Annotated in this window: 14 protein-coding genes and 2 tRNA genes; 6 read left to right on the plus strand and 10 right to left on the minus strand. The window is 70.4% G+C overall.

The features are described from left to right. Positions 1-126: 126 nt before the first annotated feature. Genes JNK30_RS17045 through JNK30_RS17060 form a run of 4 tightly spaced genes read right to left on the minus strand, consistent with a single transcriptional unit; the run spans position 127 to position 4,032 of the window. Positions 127-909, minus strand: a complete 783-nt coding sequence (locus JNK30_RS17045; protein ID WP_293484001.1) for an ABC transporter permease — start codon at positions 907-909, stop codon at positions 127-129. Next, positions 906-1,784 (minus strand): ABC transporter permease, encoded by an 879-nt coding sequence (locus JNK30_RS17050; protein ID WP_293484003.1) that lies wholly within the window; start codon positions 1,782-1,784, stop codon positions 906-908. Before JNK30_RS17050 ends, JNK30_RS17045 begins: the two co-directional genes overlap by 4 nt. Then, the gene (locus JNK30_RS17055; protein WP_293484025.1) at positions 1,781-2,896 is read right to left on the minus strand and encodes an ABC transporter ATP-binding protein; all 1,116 of its coding nucleotides are present in this window, start codon (positions 2,894-2,896) and stop codon (positions 1,781-1,783) included. Before JNK30_RS17055 ends, JNK30_RS17050 begins: the two co-directional genes overlap by 4 nt. Before the next feature lie 23 nt (positions 2,897-2,919). Then, positions 2,920-4,032, minus strand: a complete 1,113-nt coding sequence (locus JNK30_RS17060; RefSeq protein WP_293484005.1) for a polyamine ABC transporter substrate-binding protein — start codon at positions 4,030-4,032, stop codon at positions 2,920-2,922. Between the two features lie 75 nt (positions 4,033-4,107). Between JNK30_RS17060 and JNK30_RS17065 the strand changes: the two genes are divergently transcribed. Next, entirely contained in the window at positions 4,108-4,461 is a 354-nt protein-coding gene (locus JNK30_RS17065) for a DMT family protein (protein ID WP_293484007.1), read from the plus strand. A 27-nt stretch (positions 4,462-4,488) separates the two neighbouring features. Then, complete coding sequence (locus JNK30_RS17070) at positions 4,489-5,094, plus strand: hypothetical protein (RefSeq protein WP_293484009.1); 606 nt, start codon at positions 4,489-4,491, stop codon at positions 5,092-5,094. A gap of 27 nt (positions 5,095-5,121) precedes the next feature. Here JNK30_RS17070 and JNK30_RS17075 read toward each other — a convergent pair whose 3' ends face one another. Beyond that, entirely contained in the window at positions 5,122-5,580 is a 459-nt protein-coding gene (locus tag JNK30_RS17075; protein ID WP_293484011.1) for a hypothetical protein, read from the minus strand. A 170-nt stretch (positions 5,581-5,750) separates the two neighbouring features. Between JNK30_RS17075 and metG the strand changes: the two genes are divergently transcribed. After that, positions 5,751-7,568 (plus strand): methionine--tRNA ligase, encoded by a 1,818-nt coding sequence (gene metG, locus JNK30_RS17080; RefSeq protein WP_293484013.1) that lies wholly within the window; start codon positions 5,751-5,753, stop codon positions 7,566-7,568. Positions 7,569-7,596: 28 nt separating this feature from the next. Here metG and JNK30_RS17085 read toward each other — a convergent pair whose 3' ends face one another. From JNK30_RS17085 to rlmB, 5 genes are all read right to left on the minus strand, one after another. Then, the gene (locus tag JNK30_RS17085; RefSeq protein WP_293484015.1) at positions 7,597-8,337 is read right to left on the minus strand and encodes a TerC family protein; all 741 of its coding nucleotides are present in this window, start codon (positions 8,335-8,337) and stop codon (positions 7,597-7,599) included. A 107-nt stretch (positions 8,338-8,444) separates the two neighbouring features. Beyond that, positions 8,445-9,179 (minus strand): PEPxxWA-CTERM sorting domain-containing protein, encoded by a 735-nt coding sequence (locus JNK30_RS17090; RefSeq protein WP_293484017.1) that lies wholly within the window; start codon positions 9,177-9,179, stop codon positions 8,445-8,447. A gap of 12 nt (positions 9,180-9,191) precedes the next feature. Then, a complete protein-coding gene (locus JNK30_RS17095; RefSeq protein ID WP_293484019.1) occupies positions 9,192-9,497 on the minus strand; it encodes a hypothetical protein in 306 nt (101 codons plus the stop codon). A gap of 101 nt (positions 9,498-9,598) precedes the next feature. Beyond that, on the minus strand, positions 9,599-10,504 hold the full coding sequence (locus JNK30_RS17100; protein WP_293484021.1) for a helix-turn-helix transcriptional regulator: 906 nt from the start codon (positions 10,502-10,504) through the stop codon (positions 9,599-9,601). Between the two features lie 71 nt (positions 10,505-10,575). Next, positions 10,576-11,394 carry a 23S rRNA (guanosine(2251)-2'-O)-methyltransferase RlmB gene (gene rlmB / locus JNK30_RS17105; protein ID WP_293484023.1) on the minus strand — a complete coding sequence of 273 codons (819 nt, stop codon included), beginning with the start codon at positions 11,392-11,394 and terminating at the stop codon, positions 10,576-10,578. 136 nt (positions 11,395-11,530) lie between these two features. On the opposite strand from rlmB, the gene JNK30_RS17110 reads away from it, so the two are divergent. From JNK30_RS17110 to JNK30_RS17120, 3 genes are all read left to right on the plus strand, one after another. Then, a tRNA-Tyr gene (locus JNK30_RS17110) sits at positions 11,531-11,617 on the plus strand. 53 nt (positions 11,618-11,670) lie between these two features. Next, positions 11,671-11,744: transfer RNA gene (locus tag JNK30_RS17115), tRNA-Gly, on the plus strand. Between the two features lie 42 nt (positions 11,745-11,786). Continuing rightward, the coding region (locus JNK30_RS17120; protein WP_293482460.1) for a GTP-binding protein at positions 11,787-11,927 on the plus strand (141 nt) is incomplete at its 3' end.

The raw sequence follows: 11,927 nt of genomic DNA on the forward strand, positions 1-11,927 counted from the left end.
GTCCGGGCCCTCGGGGGTGCGGTCCGGGCCTGACGTCTGGGCAGACGTCGGCTGCAGGCGGTCCGGCGTCGGCCGGAGTAAGGGTCGCGTAGCGTCGCGCCGGACCGCCTGCGGCGCATTCCAGGCTCACGCCCTGCGTCGCTGCCGGATCAGGTAGGCGGCAATGACGCCCGTGGCCACGAGGCCGATGAGCAGGGTCGAGATCGCGTTGATCTCAGGATTCACCCCCAGGCGGACCTGGCTGTAGAGCCGCATTGGCAGCGTGGTGGCGCCGGGGCCCGAGGTGAAACTTGCGATCACGAGGTCGTCGAGGCTGAGGGTGAAGGCGAGCATCCAGGCGGCGGCCACGGCCGGGGCGACGCCGGGCAGCGTCACCAGCATGAACGCCTTCCAGGGGGCGGCGCCCAGGTCCTGGGCGGCCTCCTCGAGGCTGGTGTCGAAGCTCTGCAGCCGCGCCTGCACGACCACGGTGGCGTAGGCGAGCGTGAGCGTGGCGTGGCTGAGGGTGACGGTCCAGAAGCCACGCGGCGCGCCCACGGCCACGAACAGCAACAGCAGCGAGAGGCCCAGGATGACCTCGGGCATGACGAGCGTGGCGTAGATCCCGCCCGCGACGGCGGGGCGAACCCTCGAGCGGCGGTGGCGGGTCAGCGCGACGGCGGCGAACACGCCCAGCACCGTGGCGACGGACGCCGAGATCACGCCCACCCGCAGCGTCACCCACACGGCGTCCAGCATCTGCTGATCGTGCAGGAGCGCCGTGTACCAGCGCGTCGAGAACCCGCCCCAGACCGTGACCAGGCGGCTCGCGTTGAACGAGTAGAGGACCAGGATGACGATCGGCGCATAGAGGAACGCCAGGCCGAGCGCGACGGCGGCCACGTTGAAGGCGGACGGCCCGCGCCTCATCGCAGCACCTTCGCCTGCTGGCGCTCCCAGAGCAGGATCGGGATCACCAGCGTCGCCAGCAGCACGATCGCCACCGCCGACGCGGCGGGCCAGTCGCGGTTGGCGAAGAACTCGGTCCAGATGACGCGCCCCAGCATCAGCGTCTCGGAGCCGCCCAGCAGGTCCGGGATCACGAACTCCCCGGCCATGGGGATGAAGCAGAGCAGGGCGCCCGCCGCCGCGCCGGGCAGCGAGAGCGGGAAGGTGACGCGCCAGAACGCCTGCATCGACGTGCAGCCCAGGTCCTCGGCCGCCTCGATCAGGCTGTCGTCCTGCCGGTCCAGCACCGCGTAGAGGGGCAGCACCATGAAGGGCAGGTAGGCGTAGACCAGGCCCAGCAGGACGGCGGCCTCGGTGTTCAGGATGTCGATCCGCGGCAGTCCGACGGCGCCGAGCGCGGCGTTCAGCAGGCCCGCGGGCTTCAGGATCGCGATCCAGGCGTAGATGCGGATGAGGAAGCTGGTCCAGAACGGGAGGATGACCGCCATCACCAGCACCTGGCGCACCCTCGAGGGGCAGCGCGCCATCCCGTAGGCGATGGGATAGCCGACCAGCAGCAGCAGCGCCGCGGCCGTGCCGGCGATGCGCAGGCTGGACAGCCAGGCGTCGAGGTAGAGGCGGTCCTGGGCGAGCCGGGCGTAGGTCTCGCCGTCCAGGGCGGCGAGGAAGGCCGACAGTCCCGCCAGGCCCTGGCCCCAGTCGATCTGCGGCGTGTAGGGCGGCATGGCCAGGGCCGAGTCCGACAGCGACAGCCTGGCCACCAGCAGGAACGGGAAGGCGAAGAAGATCGCGAGCCACAGGATGGGCAGCAGCGCCGCCAGGCCCCGCCGCCTCATCGGGTGAGCACCACGGCGCTGGAGGGCGCGAACGAAAGCCAGACCCGGTCGCCGCAGCCCAGCGGCCGCTCGACGGTGCGGGTCGCGTTGGCGCGCGCCGCCCGCAGCGTCCGTCCCCCGGGCGCGACCTCCACGAGGTAGGTCGTCCAGTCGCCCAGGTAGCCGTAGTCGAGGATCGCGCCCTCCAGCACGTTGACGCCGCCGGCGGGAGCCTCGGTGTGCACCGCCACCTTTTCGGGGCGCACCGCGATCCAGGCGGTTTCGCCGACCGGGCCCGCGCCCTCGGCCTCGAAGGCGCCTTCGGGGGACAGCAGGCGCACCCGCCCGTCTCCGGACGCCGCCACGCGGCCCTCGAACAGGTTCACGTCGCCGATGAAGCCGGCCACGTAGCGGTCGGCGGGCGCTTCGTAGACCTCGGCCGGCCGACCCACCTGCACGATGGCGCCCTCCCGCATCACGGCGATGCGGTCGGCCACCACCATCGCCTCGTCCTGGTCGTGGGTGACGATGAGGAACGTCATGCCCAACGACTGCTGGAGGCTCATCAGCTCGAACCGCGTCTCCTCGCGCAGCTTCTTGTCGAGGGCCGCCATGGGCTCGTCCAGCAACAGGATGCGGGGGCGGGGCGCGAGCGCCCGGGCGAGGGCCACCCGCTGGCGTTGGCCGCCCGACAGCTGGTCGGGCCGCCGGCGACCGAGCCCTTCCAGGCGCACTAGGGCCAGCATCTCCTCGACGCGGGCGTCGATCTCGGCCCGGGCCGCGCCCTGGCGCTTCAGGCCGAAGGCGATGTTCTGCGCCACGCTGAGATGCGGGAAGAGGGCGTAGCTCTGGAACATCATGTGCACCGGGCGCCGGTGCGGCGGGTCGCCGGCGATGTCGCGTCCGCCCAGGAGGACCCGGCCAGCGTCGGGCTGCTCGAAGCCCGCCAGCAGCCGCATCAGCGTGGTCTTGCCGCACCCGGATGGGCCCAGCAGTGCGAAGAACTCGCCCTCGTAGATCGACAGCGACACGTCGCGGACGGCCGGCGTGTCGCCGAACGCCTTGGACACGGCCTCGTACTGCACGAGCGGCGCCTTCGCCGGATCCTCCCAGGGCGCGAAGGCCGACCGGATCCCGCCGATGTTGGGCCGGCCGCTCAACGCCCGGTCAGCACCTTGGTCCACTGGCGATTGACGTCGCGCAGCAGGGCCTGGTCACGCGTGGTCGAGACGAACAGACGCTGGGAGAGCTGGCTCGAGGGATAGATGTTGGGATCCGTCCGGATGGCCTCGTCCACCAGCGGCGTCGCGGCGGTGTTGGCGTTGGCGTACTGGGTGAAGTTGGACGCCCGGGCGATGATGTCCGGCCGCAGCATAAAGGCGATGAACTTGTGCGCGGCGTCGGGATGCGGCGCGTCCTTGGGGATCGTGAAGACGTCGAACCATATCTCGCTGCCTTCCTTGGGCACCGCATAGGCGACCTTGACGCCGTTCTTCGCCTCCTCGGCCCGCGCCTTGGCCTGCAGCACGTCGCCCGAGTAGCCGACGGCGGCGCAGATGTCGCCGTTGGCCAGGGCGTCCACGTACTCCGAGGAATGGAACTTCCGGACATAGGGCCGGGCCTTCAGCATCAGGTCCGTGGCCGCGGCGTAGTCGGCCGGGTTGGTCGAGTTCGGATCCTTGCCGAGGTAGACCAGGGCCATGGCGAACATGTCCTCGGACGCGTCGAGGAAGTAGACGCCGCAGTCCTTCAGCTTGGCGAGGTTGGCGGGCTCGAAGAGGATCGCCCAGCTGTCGATGGTGACGCCGGGCAGGCGCTTCTTCACGGCGTCTTCGTTGTATCCGATGCCGATGGTGCCCTGCATGTAGGGAACGGCGAACTTCCCGTCCGGATCGAAGCGGCCGAGCTTGGCCATCAGGTCGGGCGCCAGCTTGTCGAGGCCGGGCAGCTTTGCCTTGTCGAGCGGCTGGATGGCGCCGGCCTGGATGTAGCGGGGCAGGTTCCGGTTCGACGGGACCACGATGTCGTAGCCCGTGCCCCCCTGCAGCACCTTGGTCTCGAGCACCTCGTTGGAATCGAAGGTGTCGTAGGTGACCTTGATCCCGGTCTCCTTGGTGAAGTCGGTGAGGAGCGCCGGGTCGATGTAGTCCGACCAGTTGTAGATGCGGAGCTCGGTCGAGGCTGCCGCGTCGGTCTCCGCGCCCGGCTGGGAACAGGCGGAGACGGCCAGGGCCAGGGCCGCGGCGGCCGCCGTCATCCATCCGCGCATATCCACTCTCCCCCTCCAGGACCCGGCGCAGGTTATAGGTCGGTCCGACCCCTCGTTAAGCGCGAAAACTGGCAGATGACCCCGAACTGGACCGCAATCGCCCCGATCCTGATGCTCGTCGCCTCCAACGTGTTCATGACGTTCGCCTGGTACGGCCACCTGAAGGTCGACAACCGGCCGCTGTGGCTGCTGGTCCTGGCGAGCTGGGGCATCGCCTTCTTCGAATACTGGCTGGCCGTGCCGGCCAATCGGATCGGACGTCAGGTCTATTCCGCGGCCGAACTCAAGACGATGCAGGAGGTGATCACCCTCGGCGTCTTCGCGGTGTTCTCGGTCACGTATCTGGGCGAGAAGCTGACGATCAACCATGCGGCCGGATTCGCCTTCATTGCCCTGGGGGCATGGTTTGTATTCAGGGGACCGCTCTGAGAACGAGCGCGCAGAGGGGATGATCAGATGTTTCGGATGACGATGGCCGTGGCGGCCGCGGTGACCCTGGCGGCGGGGGCGTCCCAGGCCCAGGCGCCGGCGGCCCCCAGCGTGGTGCGGGGGACGGTGACGGCCCTGGACGCCGGCTCGATGACCGTGAAGGGGCAGAAGGGCGTCACCAAGGTGAACCTGGCCCCGCAGTGGACGGTGGCGGTGCTGAAGCCCGTGACGCCCGACGCGATCAAGCCCGGCAGCTTCATCGGCACCGCCGAGATGCCGCAGAAGGACGGGACGGGCCGCTCGCTCGAGGTGCACGTCTTCCCGCCCGGCGTGAAGATGGGCGAGGGCCACTACGGCTGGGACCTGCGCAAGGGCTCCATGATGACCAACGGCACCGTCGGCACCGTGGTCGCCGGGCGCAAGGGCACCCGCCAGCTCGAGGTCAGCTACTCGTACGGCAAGCGCACCATCAACGTGCCGGCGAACGTCCCGATCGTGCAGATCACGCCCGGTCAGCGCAGCCAGGTGAAGGTGGGCACGCCCGTGTTCATGGTCGTGCAGAAGACGGCCAACGGCCAGCTGATGGCCGGCTCGGTGTCGATCGGCGAGAACGGGGCCAAGCCGCCGATGTGAGGCCGGCGCCGCGGCGGCGGCTGAGACTCAGCCGCCGACCATCGCCACGACCTCGTTGGTCTTGGAGATGAACTTCACGCCCTTCACGCGGCCGTCCTTGTACCGGTCCCAGGCGCTCTTCACGTCGACCGGGGTCGGACCGGCGGCGCCCGGCGTCGCCGGCTTCTGCGCGACCACGTCGATCTCGTAGATCCCGTCGGGCGGCGTCGCGGCGTAGACGCGCGGCAGGAACCCGACCTGGGTCCAGCCCGCCCCGTCGGTCGTGGCCTTGGCCTCGAGGTTCAGGCCGCCGCCGGCGTCCTTGGTCACCGTGCCGGACTGGACCGAAAGGACCTGCTCCTGGCCGGCGTACATGGGGGCCTGCCGGGCCAGGGACTTCTTGGGCGCCTCGGCGGGCGCCGCCGCCTCGGCGGCGGGCTTCTGCTCGCCGCACGCGGCCAGGGACAGACCGGCCAGGAGGCCGGCCGCAAGGATCAGCTTGCGCATAGTCGCTCCCTTCTGGGGCAGATGTCGTCATGCGACTCATGCGGTCGCATCGCTCGCCCCTGAGGGGAGTTTGCGCGGATGGCGCGGCTTGGCGAGCATTTCTTGTGCGCGCGTCTTTGGCGAAGCCGCGCGAACGCCTATAAGCCCCGGTTCTTTCGGAAGCCTCTGCCATGTCGCGCATCCTCATCACCTCGGCCCTGCCGTACGCCGCCGGCGCGAAGCACCTGGGGAATCTCGCCGGTTCGATGCTCCCGGCGGATGTCTACGCGCGCTTCCAGAGGGCCCGCGGGCGCGAGACCCTGTACATCTGCGCCACCGACGAGCACGGCACGCCGGCCGAGCTCGCCGCGGCCGAGGCCGGGATGCCCGTGGCGGAATTCTGCGCCCTGGCCCACGAGAAGCTGCACGCCATGGGGCGCGCCTTCGGCATGTCCTGGGACCACTTCGGTCGCTCGTCGTCCGATCAGAACCGCAAGCTGACCCAGGCCTTCGCGCAGCAGCTGTGGGAAGCCGGCTTCATCGAGGAGCGGGTGACGCAGCAGGTGTACTCGCTCGCGGACAAGCGCTTCCTGCCCGACCGGTACGTGATCGGAACCTGCCCGCACTGCGGCTACGAAGCGGCCCGCGGCGACCAGTGCGAGAACTGCACCCGCGTGCTGGATCCGGCCGACCTGCTGCATCCCCGGTCCGCGCTGTCGGGCTCGACCGACATCGAGATCCGAGGCTCCAAGCATCTGTTCCTGCGCCAGAGCCTCTTCGCCGACCGGCTGAGGGTGGCCATCGAGGCCAAGCGGAGCGCGTGGCCGAACCTCGTCACCTCGATCGCCCTGAAATGGCTCGACGAGGGCCTGCAGGACCGGGGGATCACCCGCGACCTGTCGTGGGGCGTTCCCGTGAACGCCGCGGACTGGGGCCCCAACCCCGACGGCGGGCGGCCCGATGTCGAGGGCCTGGCGGGCAAGGTCTTCTACGTCTGGTTCGACGCCCCGATCGAGTACATCGGGGCCACGTGGGAATGGGCCGACGCCCAGGCCGCGGCCGCGGGGCGCGCGCCGGACGACCAGGACTGGGAGCGCTGGTGGCGCGAGCCGGGCGCCGCCGACGTCACCTATGTGCAGTTCATGGGCAAGGACAACGTGCCGTTCCACACGGTGGGCTTTCCCTGCACCCTGATGGGGGTGAACGAGCGCCGGGACGCCGCCGGCCGCTGGACGCCCGCCAGCAACGCGCCGTGGAAGCTGGTCGACGACCTCAAGGGGTTCAACTGGCTCGACTACTACGGCGGCCGCTTCTCCACCTCGCAGAAGCGCGGCGTCTTCATGGACCAGGCGCTTGAACTGCTGCCCGCCGACTACTGGCGCTGGTGGCTCGTCGCCAACGCGCCCGAAAGCTCGGACTCGACCTTCACCTGGGAGCAGTTCCGCGATCAGGTGAACGCCGACCTGGCCGACGTCCTGGGCAACTTCGTCAACCGCATCTGCAAGTTCGCGGAGAGCCGGTTCGACGGCGTCGTGCCCGAGGGCGGGGCGCCGGGCGCGCTGGACGAGAAGCTCGAGGCCGATGTCCTGGCCAAGCTGCGCGAGCTGACGGGCCACATGGAGGACCGCGAGTGCCGCAAGGCCACGACGGCGCTCCGGCAGCTGTGGGTGCTGGGCAACCAGTACCTGACCGAGGCGGCGCCGTGGACGGCGATCAAGACCGACCGCGACCGTGCTGCGGTGGCGGTCCGCTACGGGCTGAACCTGGCGGCGCTGTTCGCCAAGGTGTCCGAGCCGTTCATCCCCGGCGCCGCCGGCAAGATCGCCGAGGCGCTGGGCGAACCCTTCCCCGGGCGCTGGCCGTCGCTGGACGGCGAGGGCGTCCTGACGGCGCTGTCCCCGGGCCGGCCGATCCGGGCGCCCGAGGTGCTGTTCCGCAAGGTCGAGGACGCGCAGGTCGCCGAATGGCGGGAACGCTTCGGCGGGCCGGCGGCGGCCGAGTCGGCCTGACGCCGACGCCGCGCGGACGGCCCGGCGGTCAGTGCCCGCCGCCGCCCGACTTCGTCCGCAGGTGCTGGGCCACGTCCTCGGGCGTGATGTCGGCGAAGTCCGGCACGATGGCGTTGTACTCGGCGGTGCGGCCCAGATCGATCGCGATGGTCCTGTGGCCTTCCCACATCATGTGCAGCGCGACGTAGAGCACGATCACCAGGCCCACGAAGCCGATCCAGCGGTACTTGTGCAGCAGCCGGGCGATGGCGTGGGCGGCGACGCCCATCAGCGCGATGGAGAGCAGCAGGCCGAACACCAGGATGCCGGGGTGTTCGCGCGCCGCGCCGGCCACGGCCAGCACGTTGTCGAGCGACATCGAGACGTCCGCGATCAGGATCTGCATCAGCGCGGCGCGGAAGGTCTTCGGCTTGACCTTGGGCTCGGTGGCGGGGTCGGAGTCCATGGCCGCCTCGGCGGCCTCTTCCTCGGCGGAGGCCTGGTCGCGCAGCTCGCGCCACATCTTCCAGCAGACCCAGAGCAGCAGCACGCCGCCCGCGAAGAGCAGGCCGATCACGCCGAGCAGCTGCGTGGTCACCAGCGCGAAACCGATCCGGGTGACGACGGCCGCCACCAGGCCCCAGAAGATCGCCTTCCGGCGCTGTTCGGGCGGCAGCCCGCCGGCCGCGAGGCCCACGGCCACGGCATTGTCCCCGGCGAGCACCAGGTCGATCATCAGGACCTGGAGCAGGGCGGAAAGCGCCGAGGCGCTGAACAGCTCTTCGAACATCCGCGCCTCAATGCGTCAGCGCGGCGGCCGCCGCAAGCCTCTGCATCAGGGGGGCGCCGGCGGGCGTCCTCGACAGGGCGTCGGCCGCCCTCCGGCGGGAATGGTCCCTAGAGGCGCGCCGCGCGCGTGAGCGGGCGTCGGCGGGCGCGCAGGGCGGCTCCGGTGCAGCCGAAGCCCAGGATCAGAAGGGCCCACGTCCCGGGCTCGGGGATCGCGCCCCCCGGGTCGCCGCCGTCGCAGATCCGGTTGCTGCAGATCGGTCCCGTGGTCCCGAAGCGGAAGTCCGTCACGGCCAGCGCCTGGTCGATGGGCGTGTCCTGGAAGAACCCGTCCAGGTTCGTCGCGTGCATGGAGAAGCCGGTGAAGTACTCGCCCAGGGGCACGACGAAGCCGTAGAACGTGAGGTTCTCGGGCGCCGGGCCGGGGTAGAGGCCGTAGGCGTAACTGTCGACGTTCGTGTAGAGCCACATGAACACCTGCTCGCCGAAGCCCTCCAGATTGCCCAGCTGGAAGCTGAACATGTTGTAGGCGCCGCTGACGTCGCCGGTGAGCGCCAGGGTCGGGTTGTTGTTGGCGATGAGGTTCCGGACGGGCTGGTACACGCTGTCCGAGCCCACCACGACGAGCGGGGAGCCGGTCAGCGACATCGGCCCGAACGTCTCGGTGTTGTTCAGCACCGTGATCGCGTTGGGATCGTAGCCGTCGAAATCGACGACGTGCTGGATCGTGCCCGCCGCCGTGAAGGCGGTCTGATCGGCGTAGTAGGTCGGGAAGTCGGCGTGGGCGGCGCCGGCCAGGCCGAGCGACAGCGCGCCGGCAAGGGCGAGTGACGATAGCTTCATCGGATCAGTTCCTCAGGTGGTCTGCGAAGGATGGGAAGCGGATGCGAAGCGGGGGCTCGGCCGGTCAGGCGCGCACGGCCACGAGTCCGGCCACCGGCCGCCGCCGGCGTAGGCCAGTCCCAGCGCCTGGGTCGGCGTGGAGAAGCCCGCGCTGGTGGTGTCAAGGCCGGAGGTGAGCACCTGAACGCCGGTGTTCGGCGGCGAGAGAGGCACGCCGGCGTATGTGGCGTTGTAGAGCTGGCCGGCGTCGGCCTGGCCGGCATTGGCGAGCAGGGCCGCGGCTGTGCCTGCCGCGAGGACGCGAACGAGAAGCGACATCGGATCATCCCCTGAACTTGTCCTGGGATGATGTGGCGGCCTGCCGGGCGCGGTAGGCGCTGCGGCCTGCGAGCCGTTGCGTCTGGTTGCGTTTTCGCGCGTCAGGCGAGAATCGGCGGCTCTCCGGGCGGCAGCGGATCGCCGGGCTGCGGACCGCGCGACAGCGATGTGGCGAACGGCATGGAGAGCAGGGCAGGGCCGCCGGCCGCCATGGCGGTGGGGCCGATGTCGTAGAGCAGATGACGGCGGATCTCGTCCGGCACCGAGCCCTCGGGCGCCAGGGGATTCCGGGGGATCGACGCCTCGTGCTGCGCGGTGTCCGCGACGGTGTCTGCGGTCAGGTAGCCGACCCGCTCCATCAGCACGGCGCCGGCCACCGGCATGCCGCCGCCGACCCTCTGGCATGTGAGGGACAGGCCGTCGAGCACGTGGGCGCGGTTGCGCAACACCGCGTTGAAGATGACGAAGATGAACATGCCCGTGAGCTCGTCGGCGCCGAACGCGAACAGCTGCGCCTGCGTCGGGAAGGCCCAGCCTTCGAAGCGCATGTCCTGCACGCCCAGCCGGAACGAAAGGAAGCCGTTGGCCGCCTTGCGGATCATCACCTGGTCATGGATGAACTGGCCGCGCTGGGTGATGGCGGGACGCGTCGTGCGCCAGAACCCCTCGTAGGCTTCGCCGCGCGAGGCGGTGAGGGCGCGAGCCTCGGCGAGCACGCCGGCGGGCAGCCAGGTCTCGAGCACCCCGGCGGCGTCGGCCGGTTGGCCCAGGCCCAGCTTGGCGGCGAAGGTGTCGTCGGCCTCCTCCCAGTCGAGCAGGCTGAAGCCGGGCCGGCGCGCGGCCACGATCGACGTCAGGTTCGCGAGGTTCTCGCCGGACGGCGACTGGCGACCCGATAGCCAGCGGCTGATCACCGACTTGTCGACCGCCAGTTCCACCGCGAGCCGTCCGCGGCTGATGGACAGCGCCTTCAGCGTCAGCAGCAATCGTGACGGGAATCGGTCCACCGGCGGTCACAACCTCGCGTCAGTTACGGCGCAGCTTGATCGCAGGGTCTTTGACGAAAGTCACCCACCCCTCAGCGGGGCCGGGCCGCCTCGTAGAGGGCGATCGCCGCGGCGGCCGAGACGTTCAGGCTCTCGAATCCGCCCGGCATCGGGATCCGGGCCAGCTCGTCGCAGTGCTCGGCGACGAGCCGGCGCAGGCCCTCGCCCTCGGAGCCCAGCACCAGCACCGTGGGCGCGCCGTCCAGGACCTCATGCAGGCCGCGCTCCCCCTCGCCGGCGAGCCCCACCGCGCGCCAGCCGGCGGACGTGAGCTCGTCCAGCGCCCGCGACAGGTTCACGACGCGGGCCACCGGAGTCCGCTCGACGGCGCCGGCGGCGGCCTTGGCCAGGGCGCCGGCGAGCTTCGGGGCGTGGCGGTCCTGCAGGATCAGGCCGGCCACGCCGAACGCCGCCGCCGAGCGCAGGATGGCGCCGACGTTCTGCGGATCGGTCACCTGGTCCAGGACGAGCAGAACGGCTCCGGGCCGGGGCTCGAAGTCGGCGATGTCGGCGTCTTCCAGCGGCGCCGGCCGCAGGGCGACGCCCTGGTGCACGGCGCCCTGCGGCAGCGCCAGCCCGATCTGGTGGGCGTCGGCGACCTCCAGGGCCTTCAGGCGTCCGAACCGCGCCTCGATCTGACGCGCCTTGTCGGGGGTGGCCAGCAGGCGCGAGGGCGCGCCCCGGCGGGGATTGGCGAGCGCGGCTTCCACCGCGTGCCAGCCCCAGATCCAGTCGTCGGCGGGGGTCGCGTGGGCGCGTTGCGGACGTCCCGGGCCGGGGCCGGACGGGCCGCGTCCGGGACGGAATTTCCGGCCCTTCCGGGCGTCGTTGCGTTCCGTAGGCGAGGCCACTATAAGACGCGCTCCGATTTGGGGCCCCCTCGGCGGGCCGCCGCTTTTGGACCGTGGAACCGGCCGCTTCAAGCCCTGTTCACGCGCCAGATGCGAGGCGTCGCCGCGAGGTCCCCGACGAGGCTCCAGGCGCGCTGGGGGAATGTCCCGAGTGGCAAAGGGGGCGGACTGTAAATCCGCTGCTGTAATGGCTTCGAAGGTTCGAGTCCTTCTTCCCCCACCACGCGCTTTGGAGATGAACCTGAGGAGTTGCGGCGGCCCCCGCTGGTGAGGTTGGCGGGTATAGCACAATGGTAGTGCAGCAGCCTTCCAAGCTGAGGATGCGGGTTCGATTCCCGCTACCCGCTCCAGCTCCTTGAGACGCGAGTTTAGGCAACGCCGGCAGGACCCTGATGGCCAAAGAGAAGTTCGAACGTAACAAGCCCCACTGCAACATCGGCACGATTGGGCACGTGGATCATGGGAAGACGACGCTGACGGCGGCGATCACCATGGTTCTGGCGAAGACCGGCGGGGCGACGGCGAAGAAGTAC

This window comes from Phenylobacterium sp. (genome assembly GCF_016793225.1).
In the GTDB taxonomy this organism is placed as follows: Bacteria; Pseudomonadota; Alphaproteobacteria; order Caulobacterales; family Caulobacteraceae; genus Phenylobacterium.